Source organism: Arthrobacter sp. 9V, from assembly GCF_902506065.1.
In the GTDB taxonomy this organism is placed as follows: domain Bacteria; phylum Actinomycetota; class Actinomycetes; order Actinomycetales; family Micrococcaceae; genus Arthrobacter.
Map to the genome: position 1 here is coordinate 1,673,155 of NZ_LR732912.1, position 21,454 is coordinate 1,694,608.

Annotated in this window: 16 protein-coding genes, 2 tRNA genes and 2 pseudogenes; 14 read left to right on the forward strand and 6 right to left on the reverse strand. The window is 62.3% G+C overall.

Going from position 1 to position 21,454, the window contains the following annotated elements; genetic code table 11:
* Window positions 1-14: 14 nt before the first annotated feature.
* A complete protein-coding gene (gene metG / locus BACI9J_RS07815) occupies window positions 15-1,574 on the forward strand; it encodes a methionine--tRNA ligase (protein ID WP_159733884.1) in 1,560 nt (519 codons plus the stop codon).
* Between the two features lie 113 nt (window positions 1,575-1,687).
* Here metG and BACI9J_RS07820 read toward each other — a convergent pair whose 3' ends face one another.
* From BACI9J_RS07820 to BACI9J_RS07835, 4 genes are all read right to left on the reverse strand, one after another.
* Window positions 1,688-4,153, reverse strand: coding sequence for an ABC transporter permease (locus BACI9J_RS07820; protein ID WP_159733885.1), 2,466 nt, complete (start codon window positions 4,151-4,153; stop codon window positions 1,688-1,690).
* A 3-nt stretch (window positions 4,154-4,156) separates the two neighbouring features.
* Window positions 4,157-4,951 (reverse strand): ABC transporter ATP-binding protein, encoded by a 795-nt coding sequence (locus tag BACI9J_RS07825; protein WP_159733886.1) that lies wholly within the window; start codon window positions 4,949-4,951, stop codon window positions 4,157-4,159.
* An 88-nt stretch (window positions 4,952-5,039) separates the two neighbouring features.
* Window positions 5,040-5,753 (reverse strand): response regulator, encoded by a 714-nt coding sequence (locus BACI9J_RS07830; protein WP_159733887.1) that lies wholly within the window; start codon window positions 5,751-5,753, stop codon window positions 5,040-5,042.
* Between the two features lie 2 nt (window positions 5,754-5,755).
* Window positions 5,756-6,940 (reverse strand): sensor histidine kinase, encoded by a 1,185-nt coding sequence (locus BACI9J_RS07835; RefSeq protein ID WP_236558583.1) that lies wholly within the window; start codon window positions 6,938-6,940, stop codon window positions 5,756-5,758.
* Between the two features lie 135 nt (window positions 6,941-7,075).
* Between BACI9J_RS07835 and BACI9J_RS07840 the strand changes: the two genes are divergently transcribed.
* The 11 genes and pseudogenes from BACI9J_RS07840 to BACI9J_RS07885 all read left to right on the forward strand — a co-directional run bounded on the left by BACI9J_RS07840 (window position 7,076) and on the right by BACI9J_RS07885 (window position 17,934).
* Window positions 7,076-8,128 (forward strand): 3-isopropylmalate dehydrogenase, encoded by a 1,053-nt coding sequence (locus tag BACI9J_RS07840; protein WP_159733888.1) that lies wholly within the window; start codon window positions 7,076-7,078, stop codon window positions 8,126-8,128.
* 348 nt (window positions 8,129-8,476) lie between these two features.
* Window positions 8,477-9,586: pseudogene (locus BACI9J_RS07845) on the forward strand (branched-chain amino acid aminotransferase); the annotation flags it as partial.
* 1 nt (window position 9,587) lies between these two features.
* A pseudogene (locus tag BACI9J_RS24765) lies at window positions 9,588-9,817 on the forward strand (branched chain amino acid aminotransferase); the annotation flags it as partial.
* A 219-nt stretch (window positions 9,818-10,036) separates the two neighbouring features.
* Entirely contained in the window at window positions 10,037-10,879 is an 843-nt protein-coding gene (locus BACI9J_RS07850) for an MBL fold metallo-hydrolase (RefSeq protein ID WP_159736400.1), read from the forward strand.
* Window positions 10,858-11,634 (forward strand): fumarylacetoacetate hydrolase family protein, encoded by a 777-nt coding sequence (locus BACI9J_RS07855; RefSeq protein WP_159733889.1) that lies wholly within the window; start codon window positions 10,858-10,860, stop codon window positions 11,632-11,634. Before BACI9J_RS07850 ends, BACI9J_RS07855 begins: the two co-directional genes overlap by 22 nt.
* Before the next feature lie 121 nt (window positions 11,635-11,755).
* The gene (gene gltX, locus BACI9J_RS07860) at window positions 11,756-13,276 is read left to right on the forward strand and encodes a glutamate--tRNA ligase (RefSeq protein WP_159733890.1); all 1,521 of its coding nucleotides are present in this window, start codon (window positions 11,756-11,758) and stop codon (window positions 13,274-13,276) included.
* A gap of 15 nt (window positions 13,277-13,291) precedes the next feature.
* Window positions 13,292-14,020, forward strand: a complete 729-nt coding sequence (locus BACI9J_RS07865) for an HAD family hydrolase (protein ID WP_159733891.1) — start codon at window positions 13,292-13,294, stop codon at window positions 14,018-14,020.
* Between the two features lie 137 nt (window positions 14,021-14,157).
* A tRNA-Gln gene (locus tag BACI9J_RS07870) sits at window positions 14,158-14,229 on the forward strand.
* A 126-nt stretch (window positions 14,230-14,355) separates the two neighbouring features.
* Window positions 14,356-14,431: transfer RNA gene (locus tag BACI9J_RS07875), tRNA-Glu, on the forward strand.
* A 105-nt stretch (window positions 14,432-14,536) separates the two neighbouring features.
* Window positions 14,537-16,318 carry a dynamin family protein gene (locus BACI9J_RS07880; protein WP_159733892.1) on the forward strand — a complete coding sequence of 594 codons (1,782 nt, stop codon included), beginning with the start codon at window positions 14,537-14,539 and terminating at the stop codon, window positions 16,316-16,318.
* Window positions 16,315-17,934 carry a GTPase gene (locus tag BACI9J_RS07885; RefSeq protein ID WP_159733893.1) on the forward strand — a complete coding sequence of 540 codons (1,620 nt, stop codon included), beginning with the start codon at window positions 16,315-16,317 and terminating at the stop codon, window positions 17,932-17,934. Before BACI9J_RS07880 ends, BACI9J_RS07885 begins: the two co-directional genes overlap by 4 nt.
* On the opposite strand, the gene BACI9J_RS07890 is transcribed toward BACI9J_RS07885, so the two are convergent.
* Complete coding sequence (locus BACI9J_RS07890) at window positions 17,931-18,467, reverse strand: DUF1697 domain-containing protein (protein ID WP_159733894.1); 537 nt, start codon at window positions 18,465-18,467, stop codon at window positions 17,931-17,933. The two genes, BACI9J_RS07885 and BACI9J_RS07890, sit on opposite strands and share 4 nt — an antisense overlap.
* A 1-nt stretch (window position 18,468) precedes the next feature.
* Entirely contained in the window at window positions 18,469-19,188 is a 720-nt protein-coding gene (locus BACI9J_RS07895; protein ID WP_014922101.1) for an IclR family transcriptional regulator, read from the reverse strand.
* Between the two features lie 123 nt (window positions 19,189-19,311).
* On the opposite strand from BACI9J_RS07895, the gene leuC reads away from it, so the two are divergent.
* Window positions 19,312-20,763: a 3-isopropylmalate dehydratase large subunit gene (gene leuC / locus BACI9J_RS07900; protein WP_159733895.1), complete on the forward strand. Its 1,452-nt coding sequence runs from the start codon at window positions 19,312-19,314 to the stop codon at window positions 20,761-20,763.
* 9 nt (window positions 20,764-20,772) lie between these two features.
* Window positions 20,773-21,381 carry a 3-isopropylmalate dehydratase small subunit gene (gene leuD, locus BACI9J_RS07905; protein WP_062068930.1) on the forward strand — a complete coding sequence of 203 codons (609 nt, stop codon included), beginning with the start codon at window positions 20,773-20,775 and terminating at the stop codon, window positions 21,379-21,381.
* Window positions 21,382-21,454: the final 73 nt, after the last annotated feature.

Sequence of the window (21,454 nt, forward strand, 5' to 3'; positions counted from 1 at the left end):
GGTAACTTCTTAGAGTGACGTCTCCAGAGAAATCCCCGTTCTACATCACCACCGCAATCAGCTACCCCAATGGCGTGCCGCACATCGGCCACGCTTATGAGGTCATTGCCACTGATGCCATGGCACGCTTCAAGCGCCTTGACGGCCATGAGGTGTTCTTCATGACCGGAACGGACGAGCACGGACTCAAGATGCAGCAGTCGGCCGAGAAGGAAGGCATTACTGCCAAACAGCTCGCTGACCGCAACTCGGCAGCCTTCAAGCAGATGAGCCAGGATTTGGGGATCTCCCACGACCGCTTCATCCGAACCACGGACCAGGACCACTACGCCGCCTCACAGGCCATTTGGAAAAAGATGGAAGCCAACGGCGACATCTACCTGTCCAAGTACGAGGGCTGGTACTCCGTCCGCGACGAAGCATATTACGTCGAGGACGACACCGTGGTGAAGGAGGACGGGCTCCGCTATTCCAAGGAAACGGACACCCTGGTTACCTGGACAGCTGAGGAAAGCTACTTCTTCCGGCTCTCCAACTATCAGGAAAAGCTGCTCGCCCTCTACGAGGAGCAGCCCGAGTTCGGCGCGCCGCAGTCCCGCTTCAACGAGGTCATCAGCTTCGTCCGCCGAGGCCTGGAAGACCTGTCCATCAGCCGCACCACGTTCGACTGGGGCGTCCCGGTTCCCGGCGATGAGAAGCACGTCATGTACGTCTGGGTTGACGCCCTGACCAATTACCTCACCGGTGTGGGCTACCCGGACATCGACTCGGAGTCCTTTAAGAAGTTCTGGCCCGCAGACGTCCATGTGATCGGCAAGGACATCTCACGCTTCCATGCGATCTACTGGCCCGCCTTCCTCATGAGCGCAGGGCTGGAACTGCCCGAACGCGTCATGATCCACGGTTTCCTCACCAACAATGGCGTGAAAATGTCCAAGTCCTTGGGCAACGTTGTTGCGCCGCAGGATTTCGTGGCCCAGTACGGTTTGGATCAGTGCCGCTACTTCTTCCTCCGGGAAGTACCTTTCGGCGCAGATGGCAACTACAACCACGAAGCAATCGTGGGCCGCATGAACTCTGACCTCGCCAACAACTTCGGCAACCTTGCCCAGCGTTCGCTGTCCATGGTGGCAAAGAACTGTGAAGGCAAGGTCCCGGTTCCCGGCGAATTCACGGCCGAGGACAACGCTTTGCTGGCGCAGGCCGGGCAGTTGCTGGACACTGCGCGTGCCGCCTTCGACAAACAGGAATTCAGCCGTGCGCTCGAAGCGATCTGGACTGTCTTGGGCGATACCAATGCGTATTTTGCGGAGCAGGCTCCGTGGGTGCTGCGCAAGACCGATGTTGAGCGCATGAACACCGTCCTGTATGTCACCTTGGAGGTTGTCCGCATTGTGGCGATCCTCGCCCAGCCGGTGATGCCGTCGTCGTCCGCGAAGCTCCTTGAGGTTCTGGGACAGCCGGAAGGCGAATCGCGCCAGTTCGCCGCGATTGCAACGCCCATAGTTGCCGGAACACAACTCCCGGCGCCAGCTCCTGTTTTCCCGCGCTACGAAGAACCCGCCGAGGCGTAAACCCTCCCTCACATAACATCCATTAAGAGGAATCGCTCTCTCACTTCCCATCGGTATGACCGCGGGGAGTGAGAGAGCGATTCTCGTTTGGCGTGATGATGTGAAAGCGCGATTCAGGCTGTGGCCAGTCCCTCCACCGGAGACAATCGAGCAGCCCGCCGGGCAGGAACCACGGAAGCAAGGAGACCGGCCACCACGGCTACTCCAAAGACAGCCGCCTCCTGGACCCACGGCACCGCCGGGACAACAGTGGCCACGCCTCCCAGGGTTGCCTGCGCGCCGAGCCAGCCGTAAACGATGCCCATGCCTGCCCCGAGGATTGCGGCCACGCCCGCAACGAGGACTGCCTCGATGGCCAGCATTCCGCGAAGTTGGCCCCTGGTCAGCCCCAAGGCACGCAGCAATGAGTTCTCACGTGTCCGCTCCAGGACTGAAAGGGACAAGGTGTTGGCCACGCCGATCAAGGCGATCACCACTGCCACCCCGAGGAGCCCTGTAACCACCAACAACAGGACGTCGATGATGCTGTTGAAGGTCACGCGTTCAATGGCTGCGCCGCTGACAGTGCGCTCATGCACACCCAATGCTGCGGCGATCTCCTTCTGGATGGCCTGCACGCGATCCCCGGACACGGAATCGTCCAGTTTTACCCACACCATGCCCGGCGTTTCAGGTAGTGCGCCAGAAGCGATGCTCGAGGTTTCCACAAAGGCAGGTACATGACGGGTACGCAGGACCTTGGCGTCCAGGGAAACGGTACCCACCGCCGTCGTGATGCTTGCAGGGCCTTGCGGAGAATCCTCGGGCAGGTAGACGGTTCCTACGGACGGCTTCAGGTGGGTGTCGCGCAGCACCGATTCAGCGTCGGCGGCGGAGAGCCCATAGATGGTCCTGCCGCCGTCGGGTGTCGCCTCATCATTCAGCGTTCCCAGAGGCTGCAGCAGCACTGCAGTGCTGACGCCGTCGAGCGCTTTGATCCGGGATAACGCCTGAGCAGGGTTACCGGCGTCCACTGCGGTCTGAGCGGACAAGTCCACCGGATAGTTTTCAGCCAAGGTGTCGTTGAACGCCTGCCTGGAGGTAGCTGCCCCTGTCATCATGAGGGACACCAGGGTGACGCCGATCAGCAAGGCTGCGGCAGTGGCTGAGGTCCGGGCCGGGTTTCGGGTCGCGTTGACGGCGGCAAGTTTGCCGGGTACCCCGGCCGGTGCCGCCAGTCGCCCCGCCATCGCCACCACTGAGGGGATGAAAAGGGTGGAGCACAGCAGGATGCCCACGAACGAGGCTGCACCGCCAAGCAGCGCCACCATCAAGGAAACAGTCATGCTGCCATAGACCAGCAAGGCGGTTCCGCCCAGCAGTGCCACCAGGCCAAACACCAGGCGAACCTTGCCTCGTCGATTGCCTACGGAGGCGTCGTCGGCCGGGCGGAGGGCCGCTAGCGGAGCCACGGCTGTGGCCGCCTTCGCGGGTACCAGTGCAGCCACAACGGTTAGTAATGTTCCAGCCACCAGCCCGACGATAATGGCCGACGGCGGTACCGCCAACGTGGCGAAGGCCTGTTCGGGTTGGGACTTGGCCCAGGCAATCAAGCCCGTCATCAGACCAGTGGCAGCGAGGACGCCCACCACCGAGGAAATGAAACCGACCACCAGCGCTTCCACCATTACGGATCCACGGATCTGGGCCCGGCCCGCGCCAAGGCAGCGTAGCAAGGCCAACTCCCTTGTCCGTTGGGCCACCAAGACGGAGAAAGTATTGGCTACCACCAACGTGGAGACGAGGATGGCCACGCCAGCGAAGGCCAGCAGCACAACGGTCAGCTGATCCTGTCCGGCACTGAGCATGGCCACAGTGGAGGTGACCTTCTCCTGCGCCGTTTCCAGCATGGGCTCAACGGCGCCTGCTGCTTCCATGCGGTGGGAGATGAAGTCCTTGGCGGCATTGACGTCTTCGCCGGGCATGAGGGTGAATTGCAGCCCGGAGTATCCGGCGCCCGCGTCCTGGACGGCGTTCAGTACTGACTCGGAACCCACCAGTTGGGCAGCCGAGGAGGAGAAAGGATCGTTCGTTGCCTTCGTCAGACCCGAAATGGTGACCTTTGCCGCCTTCACCGGTCCTGCACCGCGCAGTTCCAAGGTGCTGCCGACGGTCAGCCCCAGGTGCTCAGCCGTCTTGACATCAATCACCGCTTCCAAGGCCTTCGACGGCATGGAACCGGAGGACAGCACAGCTCCATCAAGGGAAGCCGGCGCCGCATTGCGCAGACGCCCGTACTGTTCACCACCACCGGCCTCGAAGGTTACGTAAGTGGAACGCTCGGCGTAGCTTTCCTCCACTGATGGTGAGGAAGCCGCCGCATCCACCGCCGCCTGCGTGAAAGGCTCCCCGTTCTTGGACGTAGCAACAAGGTCCGCATTGCGGTACGCCTCGCCGATGCTCGCGCCCAAGGACGCGTTGGTGCTCGCGCCAACCATGAGGGTGGCCGAAAGGAACATGACGGATAACATGACCGCCAACCCAATGGCGACGAACCGCCGGGCATGAGTGGTCAATTGGGACAGGGCAACCCGCAACATGCCTCAGGCCCCCAGCTTGCCGAGGGCGGTCAGCACAGAATCAGCCGTGGGTTGGTTGATCTCACCCACCAAGCCTCCGTCGCTCATCAGCACCACGCGGTCCGCATAGCTCGCCGCAACAGGATCGTGGGTGACCATGATGATGGTTTGCCCCATTTCCTGGCTGCTTCGGCGCAACAACGCCAAGACTTCGCCGCCGGCCCTCGAGTCGAGGTTGCCGGTGGGTTCGTCCCCAAACACGACGTCGGGACGCGTCAGCAGCGCGCGGGCAACAGCCACGCGCTGCTGCTGGCCTCCGGACAGCTCATGTGGCCGATGCTTCAACCGGTCCTTGAGCCCCAGGGTGCTGACAACGGTATCCAGCCATCCCGCGTCGGCCGTGCTTCCGGCCAAAGCCAGCGGCAGTGTGATGTTCTGCTCGGCAGTCAAAGTCGGGACCAGGTTGAACGCTTGGAAAACGAAGCCGATCCGCTCGCGGCGGAGGGCGGTGAGTTGGCGGTCGTTGAGCCCGGTCAGCTCGGTGCCGCCCAACACGATCTTCCCGGAATCCGCAGTATCCAGCCCGGCAAGGCAGTGCATCAGCGTTGACTTGCCGGAACCGGATGGGCCCATGATGGCAGTGAACTTTCCGGCGTCGAAGCTCACGGAGACCTTGTTCAGGGCGGTGACAGTGGTATCGGCACGCCCGTAGCTTTTGCTCAGCTCATGGGCCTCGACCGCTGGAGGGGCAGTGGTACCGTCCGAACCTGAGGGTGGGCGGGGTCCTGAGGGGTGGGGGAGAGACGTGAAAGTTGTCATGGTTCCACGCTATGTTTCAGCCATGCCCTGCAGGATCGGGCGGTGGTCCCATTATCCCGGCGGCTTCCTCATACCGTGGTCTGAACTTCTAAGTGCCCGGGGCCACAACACCGGTCTCATAGGCAATGACCACAACCTGAACGCGGTCCCTGGCGCCAAGCTTTGCCAGGATATGGCCCACGTGGGTTTTTACCGTGGCTTCGGAAAGGAAAAGTCCCGCTGCAATTTCCGGGTTGGACTGACCCTGTGCGATCAGTTGGAACACCTCACGCTCCCTGGTGGTCAGGCGCTCCACGGCGGCAGCATGTTCAGTCTGTTCAGGGGTTTGGGTCCTCAGGAGGGGTGCCACGTGGTCAAGCAGCCGCCGGGTGGTGGAAGGGGCAATCACGGCGTCGCCGCGGTAAACGGTGCGGATGGCCTCGAGCAGTTCCTCCGGCGGGGCGTCCTTCAGGAGGAAGCCGCTGGCACCTGCTTGGATGGCGGCCAAAGCGTACTCATCCAGATCGAACGTGGTGAGGACTACGATCTTGATCTCAGCCCGTTGGGAGCCGGAGGGCTGCGCCGCAGCTTGTTCCAGAATGCGTCGGGTTGCTTCAATGCCGTCCATCCCCGGCATGCGCACATCCATCAGGACCACATCCGCGGCGGTGGCGCTGAGGGCCTGGACGGCCTCGATCCCGTTTCCCGCCTCAGCAACCACTTCAAGATCCGGCTGGGAATTGATCAGCATGCCAAAACCGGACCGTACCAATTGTTGGTCATCAACGAGAGCCACCCGAATGGGCGCGGGAAGTTCAGTCATGGCTAGGCCTCCGAATAAGGGATGAAAGCGGACACGCGGAAACCGCCGCCCTGCACCGGGCCTGCGGTCAAGGAACCATCGTAGAGGGAGACCCGCTCGCCCATTCCCGGCAGTCCGTTACCACCACCGGCGGTGGGTGGATCGGCAGCGGCACCCCGGCCGTCGTCGAGGATGTCCAACTGCAGTCCGCGGGCCTGCCACGTGAGGGTGACGCCCGCCGTCGCCTTGGGTCCGGCGTGTTTCATCACGTTGGTGAGTGCTTCCTGAATAATTCGATAGGCGGTGAGTTCGGCTCCGGCGGGGAGGGGACGGCGGGGGACTCCGGTCTGTTCAAAAGTGATCTGGAGGGTGGCAGCGCGGAATCCGAGGAGGAGTTCGTCCAGGTCCGAAAGCCGGGGTTGTGGACGCGTAGGGGAGTCGTCGTCGGAGCGGAGGACCCCCAGCAGTCTTCGCATCTCGCCCAAGGAGTCCCGGCCCGTGGCTGCGATGGTGGCCAGGGCTTCGGTGGCCAGCTCGGGTTTCGCTGCAGCAGCGTAACGTGCTCCGTCCGCCTGGGTAATGATGACGGACAGCGAATGCGCCACGATGTCGTGCATCTCACGGGCAATGTGGGAGCGTTCATCTGCAGCAGCCAGTTTCCGCTCCTGCATCTGTTCCACTTCGAGCCTGCGTGTCCGGTCCTCCAGTGCCTGAAGCTGAAGCCGGCGGACGCGCGTGAGGTCTCCAAGCGTCCAACTCACCAACACCAACATCCAGATGAGCACGGTGTAGAGCGCGCCTATGGTAAGGCCGAGAATTCCGGATTCGGCGGTAGTGGAAAAGAGCCGGGTTGTGAGCATGACCCCACCCAGGAGGCCGGCCAATAGAACTGTCCGGCTCGCCCACGCGGGTCCGTAAGCAGCCGTCGCGTAGATGACCAGCGGCACCGCGATCTGGCCCGCCACGGGTTCTGCGGCCACAGCCCATTGGATGAGGCATACCAGGATGACGACGCCGGCCGCCACCGCCGGGCGCGTCCGGCGCCAAGCGAGGGGGAACAGGAGGCTGCAGGACAGGAGGAAAAGCCAAGGCCTATCTGCCACCAGATACACCGGACCGAAGAGGAGAATCAGCAGGCAGGTTGCCGTCATGTCCACTTTGAAGCGGTTGATCCGGAACCATTCGTACGCTGCGTGCCTTCTATCCACGCTATGACTCTATGCGCTGGGTCCCGGCACGGGCATCATGCCCTGGTCTGAGACTCCCTGCGCATTGCTAACGGCGGGTGTTCGAGGAGTGAGACGATTTTGACCAGCATGTGGATTGCTTGGCTAGATAGAAGCATGAGTGCAACGTCCATCAATCTCGCTGTCATCCCTGGCGACGGCATTGGCCCCGAGGTCATCGCCGAAGCCGTCAAGGTTCTGGAAAAGGCTGTCGCCGCTGAAGGCGTTGCCCTCGAGCTGACAAACTACAAGCTTGGTGCCCAGCACTGGCTTGAGACCGGCGAGACCCTGCCGGATGAGGTCCTGGCCGATCTGCGCACCCGCGATGCCATTCTCTTTGGCGCAGTGGGCGCCGCTCCCGGCGATACCCGCATCCCCTCGGGCATCATTGAACGCGAGATGTTGCTCAAGCTCCGTTTCAGTCTGGACCACTACGTGAACCTGCGCCCGTCCCGCTTGTACGGAACCGTCGGCAGCCCCCTGGCAAACCCCGGCACCATCGATTTCATTGTGGTCCGCGAAGGTACCGAAGGCCCTTATGTGGGCAACGGCGGCACGTTGCGCGGAGGCACTCCCCATGAGGTGGCCACCGAAGTTTCCCTGAACACCGCCCACGGTGTGGAGCGCGTAGTCCGGGACGCTTTCCGCCGCGCCAACGATCGCCCCCGCAAACACGTCACGCTAGTCCACAAACATAATGTCCTGGTTTTCGCCGGACACCTGTGGAAGCGCACCGTGGAGGCCGTGGCCAAGGAATTCCCCGAGGTCACCCATGACTACCTGCACATTGATGCAGCCACCATTTTCATGGTGACTGACCCTTCCCGCTTTGATGTCATCGTCACCGACAACCTGTTCGGCGACATCCTCACCGACCTCGCTGCTGCCATCACCGGTGGCATCGGCCTGGCGGCATCGGGCAACATCAACATGGACCGTACGGCACCGTCCATGTTTGAACCCGTCCACGGCTCAGCTCCGGATATCGCCGGGCAGCAGAAAGCCGATCCCACCGCGGCCATCCTCTCCGCAGTGCTGCTCCTGGACCACCTTGGCTACACCACGGCGGCCCGCAAGATCGAAGCGGCAGTAGTCGCCGACGTCGAAAGCCGCACCGGCGAGCCACGCAGCACTGCTGCCATTGGCGACGCTATTGCGGACGCACTTTAGGCCCGATTCTCAGGCGTAAGCTTGTGTTGAATTATTTACCTGCTTCCCTGGTCCATCGCTGAACCACACCCTTTTTGGGACCCGGTTCGGCCCTGCCAGGTAGCTGACTGTGGAGGAAACATGACTCAGACTGCCCATGGCGTCGAATTCAGCCAGCAGCTTTCGGAAACCCCGAAGTCTGCTGAGGAGCGTGCAGCCGTCCTGGCGAACCCGGGCTTCGGCGACTACTTCACCGACCACACCGCCGTCGTCGACTACAAAGTTGATGCCGATGGCAATGGCGGTTGGCAGAATGCCCGGATTGAGCCTTATGGCCCCATCTCCCTGGACCCCTCGGCGGCTGTCCTNATGACTCAGACTGCCCATGGCGTCGAATTCAGCCAGCAGCTTTCGGAAACCCCGAAGTCTGCTGAGGAGCGTGCAGCCGTCCTGGCGAACCCGGGCTTCGGCGACTACTTCACCGACCACACCGCCGTCGTCGACTACAAAGTTGATGCCGATGGCAATGGCGGTTGGCAGAATGCCCGGATTGAGCCTTATGGCCCCATCTCCCTGGACCCCTCGGCGGCTGTCCTGCACTACGGCCAGGAGATCTTTGAAGGTCTAAAGGCGTACCGTCATGCTGATGGTTCCGTGTGGACCTTCCGGCCCGAAGCCAACGCGGCGCGTTTGAACAAGTCCGCACGCCGCCTTGCCCTCCCGGAACTGCCCGAAGAGTACTTCCTGGGCGCCATCCGCGAACTCGTCCAAGCTGACCAGGAATGGGTTCCTTCCGGCGATGGTGAGGCCCTGTACCTGCGCCCCTTCATGATTGCCACGGAGGCGTTCCTGGGTGTGCGTGCTGCCCGTGAGGTCTCCTTCCGCGTCATCGCTTCTCCTGCCGGGAACTACTTCGGCGGCGAACTCAAGCCGGTCTCCATCTGGATCTCCCGCGAATACGCACGTGCAGGTCGCGGCGGTACCGGTGCTGCCAAGTGCGGCGGCAACTACGCCGCTTCCCTGATCGCGCAGCAGGAAGCCGAAGCGAACGGGTGCAAGCAGGTCCTGTTCCTGGACCACTTCAACGACGACGCCGTGGAAGAGCTCGGCGGCATGAACGTCTTCTTCGTCATGAAGGACGGCTCCCTGGTAACCCCGGCCCTGAGCGGGACCATCCTTGAGGGCGTCACACGCATGTCCGTCATCCAGGTGGCCAAGGACATGGGCCGCGAAGTCACCGAGCGCAAGATCACCCTCGACGAATGGCGCGACGGCGTGGCATCCGGTGAGATCACCGAGGTCTTCGCATGCGGTACGGCAGCAGTGATCACGCCGATTGGTGTGCTCATGGACGCCACCGAATTCATTGGTTCCGAGGACGCAAAGGCCGGGGAAACCACCATGGCCATCCGCACCCAGCTCCTGGGCATCCAAACCGGAACCGTCGAGGACACCCACGGCTGGCTGACCCGCCTGGTCNCCCTCGACGAATGGCGCGACGGCGTGGCATCCGGTGAGATCACCGAGGTCTTCGCATGCGGTACGGCAGCAGTGATCACGCCGATTGGTGTGCTCATGGACGCCACCGAATTCATTGGTTCCGAGGACGCAAAGGCCGGGGAAACCACCATGGCCATCCGCACCCAGCTCCTGGGCATCCAAACCGGAACCGTCGAGGACACCCACGGCTGGCTGACCCGCCTGGTCTAAGTTTCGGCGAACAGAACGCACGACGGCGGCCCTTCCCCCTTGGCAAACAAGCGGAAGGGCCGCCGTTCTGCTTTTCCCACACGCTCTTCCACTTCCCGCGGGCTTGCGGCGAACGCTCTTCCACTTCCCGGCGGGATGTGAGCGGGCGTTGACGCGAAGGGCTTGGGATGTGAGAGAGCGCGCGTTCAGTGCCAAGATGGGACGGTGACTTCAGAATCAATGGCGACTCCAGGCAATTCACCTACCAACGGCTCTTCTCTGCAGCGCAGCAGTGAGCTCACGCGTTTCCGATTGGCCCCGAACCCGGGTCCGATGAGCCTGGACGGCACCAATTCCTACGTCATCGGTGTGCAGGGCTCCGGCCACGTGGCGGTGGTGGACCCGGGCCCCGAAGACGAAAAGCACTTGTCCGTGTTGGCATCGGCTGGTGTTGTGGATGTAGTCCTCATTACGCACAGGCATGCGGACCACACAGAGGCTTCGGCGCGTTTTCACCAGATCACAGGGGCGCCGGTACGTGCTGCGTTGATGGAGCATTGCCACGGCGGCGAGCCCTTGGAGGACGGCGAAGTCCTGACGGCGGGTGGCGTGGAGATCCATGTGGTGGCAACGCCGGGCCACACATCCGACTCCCTCTGCTTCCACCTCCCTTATGACGGTCCAGCCGGATCCGTCCTGACCGGCGACACCATCCTGGGCCGCGGAACCACTGTGCTGGATTACCCGGATGGCCGGTTGGGCGATTACCTTGCCAGCTTGGACCGGCTGGAAGCACTAGGCCCTGCAACCCTGCTTCCCGCACACGGGCCCGTGCTTCCGGCTTTGGACAAGAAGTGCCGCGAGTACCGGGATCACCGGGAACAACGGCTCGATCAAATCAGGGAGGCGCTTAAACATCTGGGAAATGAAGCGTCCATTGCTGACGTCACTGATGCGGTTTATCCCGACGTCGACCCTTCCGTCAGGTGGGCTGCGGAGACTTCGGTCGCAGCCCAGCTGGATTACCTTCGAGGCCAGGGCCGGACTGTAGGCTTGAGTCCATGCGTATCGCCCGGTTTGTAGTTGATTCTGATCCCCTTTACGGCGTTGTTGAAGGTGAGCCCGGCAGTGAGGAAATCACTGTCATCAACGGCGACCCCTTCTTCAACGGCGTGGAACGTACCCACGTGAAGCACAAGCTTGAAGACGTACGGCTCCTCGCTCCCATCATTCCCCGAAGCAAGGTCATTGGCGTCGGCCGGAACTTTGCCGAGCACGCCGCCGAGCTCGGCAACGAGGTTCCCCAGCAACCGCTGCTGTTCCTGAAGCCGAACACTTCGGTGATCGGCCCCAACGATCCCATCATCCTTCCTGAATTCTCGGAGGAGGTTTCGTTCGAAGCTGAGCTGTGCGTGGTGATCGGCAGGATCTGCAAGGACGTTCCCGAGGACCGGGCTGATGACGTCATCTTCGGCTACACCTGCGGCAACGACCTCACGGCCCGCGACGTCCAGAAGACCGACCTTCAGTGGGCGCGGGCCAAGGGATTCGATACCTCCGCGCCTCTTGGTCCCTGGATTGAAACGGACCTGGATCACGAGGACCTGGCTATTCAGGGCCGTCTGAACGGCGAACTCCGCCAGGACGGGAGTACCAATCAGATGATCCGTGGCGTTCGCGAGCTTGTCTCGATCGTTTCGCACGCATTCACCCTGCTTCCGGGCGACGTCATCATGACCGGAACCCCCGCCGGTGTTGGCCTTGTCAGCGAGGGCGACCGTTTCGAAGTGGAGATTGAAGGCATCGGCCGACTCTCCAACCCGGTGGTTCGCCGCTAGGCACCCCGCCAATCGCCAAACCTCGACGGCGGCACTCGCCTCACATATGAAAGGCGAGTGCCGTCGTCGGCCCCTAACCCGGGAAAACGGAGCGGTGCCAAGCGGTAAAGTTGGAACCACTATGACTACTGCTTCTGCGTCGAACGCTGCCTCCAGCGCCATCCCTGCCGTCAACGCCGAGACTCCGGTCCGCGTCCGTTTTTGCCCGTCACCCACGGGAACGCCGCACGTTGGCCTGATCCGGACCGCTCTGTTCAACTGGGCCTACGCACGCCACACCGGTGGCAAGCTGATCTTCCGCATCGAGGACACGGACTCGGCACGCGACAGCGAAGAGAGCTACCACCAGTTGCTGGACGCCCTGAAATGGCTCGGAATCAACTGGGATGAGGGCGTGGAAGTGGGCGGACCGCACGAGCCGTACCGCCAGTCGCAGCGCGGCGATATCTACCAGGACGTCATCGCCAAGCTCAAAGCCGGGGGACACGTCTACGAGTCCTACTCCACCCCCGATGAGATCGAAGCCCGTCACAAGGCTGCCGGCCGCGACCCCAAGCTGGGCTATGACGGATTCGACCGGCACCTGACGGATGAGCAGCTGGCACAGTTCAAGGCCGAGGGCCGCGAAGCTGTCCTGCGCCTCCGCATGCCTGACGAGGACCTGACGTTCAACGACCTTGTCCGTGGTGAGATTACCTTCAAGGCGGGTTCAGTTCCCGACTTCGCTGTTGTTCGCGCCAACGGAGCTCCGCTCTACACCCTGGTGAACCCCGTGGACGACGCCCTGATGGGCATCACCCACGTACTCCGTGGCGAAGACCTGCTGAGCTCCACGCCGCGTCAGATTGCGCTGTACCGTGCGCTGTACGCAATCGGTGTGGCCGAGTACATGCCGGAGTTCGGGCACCTGCCGTACGTCATGGGCCAGGGCAACAAGAAGCTGTCCAAGCGCGACCCCGAGTCCAGCCTGTTCCTGCACCGGGAACGCGGCTTCATACCGGAGGGCCTGCTCAACTACCTCTCGCTGCTTGGCTGGTCCTTGAGCGCGGATGAAGACATCTTCACCGTGGAGCAGTTGGTGGCCAACTTCGATATCCATGACGTCCTGGGCAACCCGGCGCGTTTCGATATCAAGAAGGCCGAAGCCATCAACGGAACCCATGTGCGGATGCTCGCGCCGGAGGATTTCAAAGAACGCTTGGTTCCGTACCTTCGTGCTGCAGGTTTCGTAGGGGAAATCCTTACGCCTCGCCAGGAGGAGATCCTGGCCGAGGCGGCCCCTCTGGTCCAAGAGCGCATCACTCTCCTGGGCGAAGCCCCCGAGATGCTGGCCTTCCTCTTCAAGGCCGATGACGCCATTGATGTTGCCGACGACGCCCGCAAGGGTCTTCCGCAGAACCTGGAGGAAGTACTCGATGCTGCCTTGGCGGCATTGGAACCGATCGGTGATTGGACGGCAGAGAACATCCAGGCCGCCCTTAAGCAGGCCCTGGTGGAGGACCTGGGCATTAAGCCCCGCGCCGCGTTCGGGCCTGTACGCACCGCCATTTCAGGACGTCGCATTTCTCCGCCGTTGTTCGAGTCAATGGTGATCCTCGGCAAGGATTCCTCACTCGCCCGCGTCCGCGCCTTCCGCGGCTAGCAGCAAGAAGCAGTCATGGCTATCGCGAGTTCTTTTGGCACCGTTCGTGGTGTCCTCTTCGACATTGACGACACCTTGGTGGACCTTGAGTACGCCATGACAACCGCGCTCCGCGATGTCAGTGAGCATCTCCTGCCCGGCCTGGACCAGGCCGGGTGGGTGAAGTTCGGGCGGATCTTCACTCATGAGACCACGCACTTCTATGACCGTTATCTGGCCGGCGAGCTGACCTTCAACGAGCAGCGGCTCCTACGGGGCAGGGCTGCTTTGGGACACTTTGGCGTGGAGCTCCAGGACGGGGAGGAGTCCCAAGCCTGGGTGGCCGAGTATCACCAGCGCCAGACGGCGTACGTGCGGGCATTTGAGGACGTTGAAGGCGTTCTTGATGCCCTCGATGCTGCAGGTATTCCGTACGGCGCCGTGAGTAACAATGTTCATGACTACCAGCGGGCGAAGCTTGACGGTGCCGGCCTGTCCAGGATCAAGATCCTCGTAGGAACGGACACGGTAGGGGTGCCGAAGCCTGACCCCGCAATATACCTTGAAGGCGTTCGGCTGCTGGGTACCGGGCCGGCGGAGACCCTGTACGTTGGCGACAACAGGCTGCTTGATGCTGACGGGGCGACGGCTGCAGGCTTGATCGGCGTGTGGCTTAACAGGACCGGGGAAGTGGTGGAAGAGTTCGCCGGGCGTCAGGTGGACTCGCTGTCGCGGCTGCTGGTGACAGCTCCTTCCGCGGCATAAGAATTGTGTGATGCAGGTAACGGCTTTCGGATTTGTGCAGGTGACCAGACTCCGGTAGAGTCATTACTCGTGCTGAGGGGCACGGAGGGAAAAGCTGAGGGAAACCAAAGCGTACAACTCCGGTCCGAAAGTCACTTTGGGATATGGTGTAATTGGCAACACTACGGTTTCTGGTACCGTCATTCTAGGTTCGAGTCCTGGTATCCCAGCTCTGAAAATCCGCTTGTATTAGCTGGAAATTCGGATGTTTCAAGTCGCTCAGTCGATTTGGAGCGAAGCTGAAAGTGTGAAATACTCATTCAGCTTGATCGCCGGAAACGGCGTAAAAAGTACAGGGCCCCATCGTATAGCGGCCTAGTACGCCGCCCTCTCACGGCGGTAACGCGGGTTCGAATCCCGCTGGGGTCACCAACGAATCCCCCGGAACTACGGTTCCGGGGGATTTCTTTTTTTCCGGTTTGGTTCTCTGTGCTTGCGCCGCCCCTGTGGCAGGGATCGGGCTGGCATGATGATGCTGTGACCGCAAATGATGATCAGAGAACACCCAGGGCCAGCCAAGCTGCCCAAGGCGCGGCAGCCGCCGTCGAGACCTTGGAAGCGGCCCGTGCAGAACTTGCTGCCACAACCCTTCCGCTCGCCGTGCCGGAGGTCCGTGAGGCCCGCCAGTGGATTCGTGAGTCCCTGGCGCAACTGGACGACTATGTAATTCCCCGCTACCGGAGTCTGGATGCTCCGCTGCTGGCGGTTGTGGGCGGCTCCACGGGCGCAGGGAAGTCCACGCTGGTCAACGCGCTGATCGGCTTCCCGGTGACCCGCGCCGGCGCTATCAGGCCCACCACCCGCCAACCCATCCTCCTCCACCATCCTCTGGACGCGGAGTGGTTTGAAGGTCAGCGGATACTTCCCGGCCTGGACCGAATCCGCGGCACTGTTTCGTCCAGTCCTCTTCCGGCGCATCAGGCAGGTGCCGCCCCCGACGCGCAGGCCATCACGTCATTGGTTCTGGTGGGACACGCAGCAGTGCCCCAAGGAATAGCACTTCTGGATGCTCCCGACGTCGATTCGATCTCCGATGACAACCGCAGGCTCGCCGGGCAACTGCTTGCTGCCGCTGATCTCTGGGTGTTCGTCACCACAGCAAACCGCTACGCAGACGCCGTGCCTTGGCGTCTGCTCCTGGACGCAGCGTCGCGGGATATCACCGTAGCCGTTGTCCTGGACCGTGTTCCCGCTGCTGCGGAAGAGGAAGTCAGGACCGACCTCCAAGCAATGCTGGACCGCCAAGGGCTGGCTGAGGCGAAGCTCTTCGTTGTTCCGGAAAGTGCCTTGGACGGGCTGGGGATGCTTCCTGAGGATTCCGTGATCCCCTTGCGCCACTGGCTGGGTGCCCTGGCCGCTGATGCAGCCGGACGGGCGGAGGTGGCCCGACGAACCCTCAATGGCGCTGTTAAAGCGGTCAGTGTCCGGTTGGAGGGCATTGCCGGCGCAGTTGCTGCCCAGGATGCCGCCGCACACGATCTCCGCGAAACGAGTGTTGTGGAGTATGAGCAGGCGCTTTCGCGCATTCTCGAAGCCACGAAGGACGGCGCATTGCTTCGCGGTGAAGTGTTGGCCAGGTGGCAGGACTTCGTGGGAACAGGTGAGTTCTTCCGGGCGCTCGAGCAGAATATCGGGCGGATGCGGGACCGTGTGGGAGCCTTCTTCCGCGGCGAGCCCGCTCCGGCTGTGAAGGTTGAAACTGCCATTGAAACAGGTTTGCAGGCGGTGATTCTGGATGAGGCTGCGAACGCAGCTGAAAACGTGGACAGGCGCTGGCGTGCCGATGCTGCCGGCCGGGAGCTTTTGGGTTCGGATGACCTGTCGGGGACCAGTGATGGCTTTGACGCGAAGGCCGCAGCCGCCATTCGATCCTGGCAGGAAGGGCTGATGGAGATGATCCGGACCCAGGGACAGGGCAAACGAACGCAGGCCCGGTGGCTGTCCTTGGGGGTTAACGGGCTGGGCGCCGCGCTGATGGTGGTGGTGTTTTCCATGACTGCCGGCCTGAGCGGATTGGAGATCGGCATTGCAGGGGGAACGGCCGTTGTTGGCCAGAAGCTGCTGGAAGCGGTGTTCGGTGAGGACGCAGTGCGTCGTCTGGCCCAGCAGGCCAGGGATGATCTGCATACTCAATGCCAACGGCTCCTGGATGATGAGAGGGAACGGTTCCTTGGCCGGGTTGAGGCCAACAATCCTGGTTCCGGAGATGAGCTCGCCCGATTTGCCCACGCATTGCGTGGCCTGGCAGGGGCCGCATGAGCCGCCACGGACAGGTCCGTGAGTCCTCGCTGCTGCAGCGAAGGCTGGAGTCCCTCAATACCGCGCGGGAGCTTGCTGAAGGTGTTCTCCCGGATCCGGAGCTGCAATCCGTCTACGAGGTTCTGGAGCGTGCCACCTCGCGGCGGTCACTATCGGCAGATCACACTGTGGTGGGATTTTTCGGGGCCACAGGCAGCGGAAAGTCCTCCTTGTTCAATGCTGTTTCCGACAGCGAGCTCGCAACTGCAACTGCGCGGCGGCCCACTACGTCTGCACCTTTGGCAGGTATTTGGGGTGAGGAAGGCAGCGGACCTTTGCTTGATTGGCTGGACGTCAAGGAGCGGCATGCCCTGCCGCCTGTCCCGGGGCTTGCCGATGACCACACCGGGCTGGTGCTGCTGGACCTGCCCGACTTCGATTCCACCAGATTGGAAAATCGGGAGATCGTCCAGCGCATGGTAGGCATGGTGGATGTCCTGGTGTGGGTTCTGGACCCGCAAAAATACGCCGACGCTGCAGTTCATAATGATTTCCTCCGGCCCATGGCCTCCCACGGAGCTGTCACCTTGGTTGTCCTGAACCAGGTGGATAAGCTCACCCCCTCTGACGCAACCGCCGTGATGCAGTCCTTGGAAGGGATCCTGGCGCGGGACGGACTGGGCAAAGTCCGGGTCCTGAGTGCATCAGCGATAACGGGCGACGGCGTTCAGGCCCTCCGCGGGGCCATCAGGAAGGTGGTGGTTCAGCGGGAGGCAACCACGGAGCGCTTGGCAGCAGACGTTACAAAGGCGGCCAAGGAACTTGCCGTGGCCTCGGGTGAGGGTGAAGCCCAAGGCGTCAAGGGTGGAACGAAGGCCCGCCTTGCGTCTGAACTCTCGACGGCGGCGAACGTTCCGGTGGTGGTGGACGCCGTTGAGCGATCTTTCAAGCGGGAGTCGGCCAAGAGGACAGGGTGGCCTGTTACACGGTGGCTTTTGCGTTTCCGTCCGGATCCGTTGCGACGGTTGAACCTGGGCAGGGATGACGCCAGGCCGGAGCTGAACAGGACGTCCCTGCCACCTGCCGGCGCGCCCGAGAGGGCACGGACGGATGCGGCCGTGAGGGATTTTGCGGATGAGGCGTCATCGGGTGCTCCTGGTCCTTGGCGTGCTGCCATCCGCAGTGCGGCAAGGGACGGGCGGGAGGAGTTGCCTGACGCACTTGATCAAGCCATTGCAAGCACTGACCTGTTGGCGGGTAAACGTCCCCTTTGGTGGGTGCTTTTCAACACCCTCCAATGGATCGCGCTTGTGCTCGCAGTAGGTGGCTTGGGCTGGCTGGGTGTTTTGGCGGCACTCAGCTACTTCCAAATGCCAGTGCCGGAGGTGCCCCGAACTGAGGGGTGGCCCTGGCCCACCTTGATGGTTGCCGGGGGAGTAGTGCTGGGGATCGCCCTTGCCATCACCGGGAGGATTCTTGGCGGTTGGGCGGCACGGGTCAGGGCTTCAAGGGCAAAAAGGCGGTTGCGAGCCGCCGTTGCGACGGTTGCTGAGCAGAGGATCGTGGAGCCCGTGGAGGTGGAAATTATCCGCTTGAAAGCCTTTAATGCCGCCCTGAAGTCTGCACGCTCCGGTTAGAGACCCGCAGCGGCGTCCCTGACTTTGATGAGGGTGCGCAGGTTCCTGGTAGTGGTGCTGGCTTTGTAGCGCGCCTTGGCCGAAAGCTTGCTGAACGGACTGTCCAGCGTCCCGCCGGCAGGGGCCAGCCAGGCGGAAGCCTCCGGGCCGAGTCGCACTTGTTGCACTCCACCGAGCTCTTGGCCGGCTTGGAACAGTTCGTCAAGCATGGCTGTATCGGAGGAAAGGGTGATGTAGCTGTGCGTGGATTTATCGTCAGCCGGATAAGGGCAAGCGTCCACCAATTCGCCAACCCTTTCAGCGGTGAGGACAACCACCCAGGCGTCGTAGCCAAATCTGTCCCGCAGGCACTTCTCGAACTGTGCTTTGACGTCCTTGGCACTGAGTTCGCTTTGCAGCACTACGTTCCCGCTGGCCAGCAGGGTTTTGACCTTGGTGAACGGGAAGTCCTTCAGGGCCGATGTCAGCTCAGCCATCTTGATGTTGATGCCGCCTACGTTGATGCCGCGGAGAAAGACTGCGTAGCTGTTCACGCTAGTCGTTGTTCTTGCGCAGGGCTTCGGTCAGGACCCGGGCGGCATTGCAAACCACTTCGGCGTGAAGGCGGCCCGGCTGGCGGGTGAGGCGTTCAATCGGACCTGAAATGGACACTGCAGCAATGACCCTGCCTGAAGGCCCGCGAACGGGGGCTGAAACCGAGGCGACCCCGGGCTCGCGTTCGCCGAGACTCTGACCCCAGCCCCGGCGTCGTACGCCTGCCAGGACGGTGGGCGTAAAGCGGGCGTTTTGCAGTCCTTCCAAGAGGCGGTCGTGGTCTTCCCACGCCAGGAGGACTTGCGCGGCAGAGCCGGCTTTCATGGAGAGCTGGGTCCCCACCGGAATGGTGTCGCGCAAACCGATGGGCCGCTCTGCGGATGCTACGCAGACACGCCAGTCGCCTTGCCGGCGGAAGATCTGCGCGCTTTCACCCGTGGCGTCACGGAGCTGAATGAGGACGGGGCCTGCAGAGGCGATGAGCCGGTCCTCACCGGCAGCGGAGGCGAGTTCCACCAGCCGGCTGCCCAAGACGAATCGTCCTTGGATATCCCGGCTTACCAGGCGGTGGTGAACCAGTGCCAGCGCAAGCCGGTGAACTGTGGGCCGGGCAAGGCCTGTGGCCGCCACAAGCTGCGCAAGAGTGGTGGGCCCGGCCTCAAGGGCATCGAGTACTTGGGCCGCTTTATCAATGACACCGACTCCACTAGAATTGTCCATGTAATGATATTGCCGTCTCAATATCTGAGATGCAAGTTGTTTCGCTGGCCTATTTTGGCGCCGGGCTGCTTCAGTGGAACAAGAACAACGCAACAAGCCAATCGCAGTGAAGGGAGCAAGGCCGTGGGAAAGACACTGGCCGAGAAAGTCTGGGACGCGCACGTAGTGCGCAAGGGTGAGGGCGAAGGAGCCAATGCCCAGCCAGACCTTCTCTTCATCGACCTGCACCTCGTCCACGAGGTAACGTCCCCGCAAGCCTTTGAGGGCCTGCGCCTGGCCGGCCGGCAACTGCGCCGGGCCGATCTCACCATCGCCACCGAAGATCACAACACTCCCACGTTGGACATCGACAAACCGATTGCGGACCTGACCAGCCGCACACAGATTGAAACCCTGCGTGCCAACTGCAAGGAATTCGGCGTCCGCCTCCACTCCCTTGGCGACAAGGAACAGGGAATCGTGCACGTGGTGGGCCCGCAGCTGGGCCTGACGCAGCCGGGTATGACCGTGGTTTGCGGCGACTCGCACACATCAACCCACGGCGCGTTCGGTGCGCTGGCCATGGGCATTGGCACCTCCGAGGTGGAGCACGTCATGGCCACCCAGACGCTGTCGCTGAAGCCGTTCAAGACCATGGCCATCAACGTCGAAGGAACCTTGCGCCCCGGCGTCACCGCAAAAGACATCATCCTGGCTGTTATCGCCAAAATCGGGACCGGCGGCGGTCAGGGATACGTGCTCGAGTACCGTGGCTCAGCCATCCGTGCACTGTCCATGGACGCCCGGATGACCATTTGCAACATGTCCATCGAAGCCGGTGCCCGCGCCGGAATGGTGGCTCCGGATCAAACCACCTACGACTACATGCAGGGCCGCCCCCACGCCCCCGAAGGCGCAGACTGGGATGCCGCCGTCGAGTACTGGAACACGCTGAACACCGACGCCGATGCAAGCTTCGACGTCGAAGTCGACCTTGACGCTGACACCCTGGAGCCGTTCGTGACCTGGGGGACCAACCCGGGCCAGGGCGTCTCACTGTCCGCCAAGGTGCCCTCGCCTGAAGAATTCGGTGACGAGAACGCCAAGGCAGCTGCCGAGCGCGCCCTGCAGTACATGGGCTTGGAAGCCGGCACCCCCATGAAGGACATCCGTGTGGATACCGTCTTCCTGGGATCCTGCACCAACTCCCGCATTGAGGACCTGCGCACTGCTGCAGACATTATCCGTGGTCGTCAAAAGGACCCCAACGTCCGCATGCTGGTGGTACCAGGTTCTGCCCGCGTCCGGCTGGAGGCTGAAGCAGAGGGCTTGGACAAGGTTTTCAAGGACTTTGGTGCCGAATGGCGTTTCGCCGGGTGCTCCATGTGCTTGGGCATGAACCCGGACCAGTTGGAACCGGGGGAGCGCTGTGCTTCAACATCCAACCGAAACTTTGAGGGACGCCAGGGCAAGGGCGGCCGCACGCACCTGGTCTCGCCGGTGGTGGCTGCGGCCACGGCTGTTCGAGGCACGCTGAGCTCACCGTCGGACCTTGAGTCCGCTGCCGCAGGCACCCTGTCCGGAATCGCAGTCTAGGAGGATCCCATGGAAGCATTCACTACCCACACCGGCATCGGCGTTCCACTGCGCCAGAGCAACGTGGACACGGACCAGATCATCCCCGCTGTTTACCTCAAGCGCATTACCCGCACGGGGTTTGAGGACGCTTTGTTCGCCGCCTGGCGCAAGGACGAGTCCTTCATCCTGAACCAGGCACCGTTCAACGCCGGCTCGGTCCTGGTGGCCGGCCCCGACTTTGGTACGGGATCATCCCGCGAACACGCCGTCTGGGCGTTGAAGGACTATGGTTTCAAGGCCGTCCTGTCCTCACGCTTCGCTGACATCTTCCGAGGTAACTCCGGCAAGCAGGGATTGCTGGCTGCCCAGGTGGCCCAGGACGACATCGAACTGATCTGGAAAGTCCTGGAGAATCATCCCGGTACTGAAATCAAGGTGGACCTGGTTTCCAAGACGGTTGAATGCGGCAATGTGGTGGCACCGTTCGAGATTGACGACTACACGCGTTGGCGCCTCCTGGAAGGCCTCGACGACATCGGCCTGACCCTTCAGCATGAGGAGGACATCACGGCATACGAGGCTACGCGCCCGTCCTTCAAACCGAAGACGTTGCCGGCGAAAGTTGATGCCCTTTAACCCTTGGCATGAGGCCGCCACCTGGCGGCCAATGGACCGGCGGGCCCCCTTCGGGAGGCCTGGCCGGTCCTTT

Excerpts from the sequence above, each read along its gene's own strand:
- gltX (WP_159733890.1), top strand. The coding sequence starts at position 11,756 with ATGACTACTGCTTCTGCGTCGAACGCTGCCTCCAGCGCCATCCCTGCC.
- BACI9J_RS07895 (WP_014922101.1), bottom strand. The coding sequence starts at position 19,188 with ATGGACAATTCTAGTGGAGTCGGTGTCATTGATAAAGCGGCCCAAGTA.
- BACI9J_RS07850 (WP_159736400.1), top strand. The coding sequence starts at position 10,037 with ATGGCGACTCCAGGCAATTCACCTACCAACGGCTCTTCTCTGCAGCGC.
- BACI9J_RS07820 (WP_159733885.1), bottom strand. The coding sequence starts at position 4,153 with ATGTTGCGGGTTGCCCTGTCCCAATTGACCACTCATGCCCGGCGGTTC.
- BACI9J_RS07855 (WP_159733889.1), top strand. The coding sequence starts at position 10,858 with ATGCGTATCGCCCGGTTTGTAGTTGATTCTGATCCCCTTTACGGCGTT.
- BACI9J_RS07840 (WP_159733888.1), top strand. The coding sequence starts at position 7,076 with ATGAGTGCAACGTCCATCAATCTCGCTGTCATCCCTGGCGACGGCATT.
- BACI9J_RS07865 (WP_159733891.1), top strand. The coding sequence starts at position 13,292 with ATGGCTATCGCGAGTTCTTTTGGCACCGTTCGTGGTGTCCTCTTCGAC.
- BACI9J_RS07885 (WP_159733893.1), top strand. The coding sequence starts at position 16,315 with ATGAGCCGCCACGGACAGGTCCGTGAGTCCTCGCTGCTGCAGCGAAGG.
- BACI9J_RS07830 (WP_159733887.1), bottom strand. The coding sequence starts at position 5,753 with ATGACTGAACTTCCCGCGCCCATTCGGGTGGCTCTCGTTGATGACCAA.
- leuD (WP_062068930.1), top strand. The coding sequence starts at position 20,773 with ATGGAAGCATTCACTACCCACACCGGCATCGGCGTTCCACTGCGCCAG.
- BACI9J_RS07825 (WP_159733886.1), bottom strand. The coding sequence starts at position 4,951 with ATGACAACTTTCACGTCTCTCCCCCACCCCTCAGGACCCCGCCCACCC.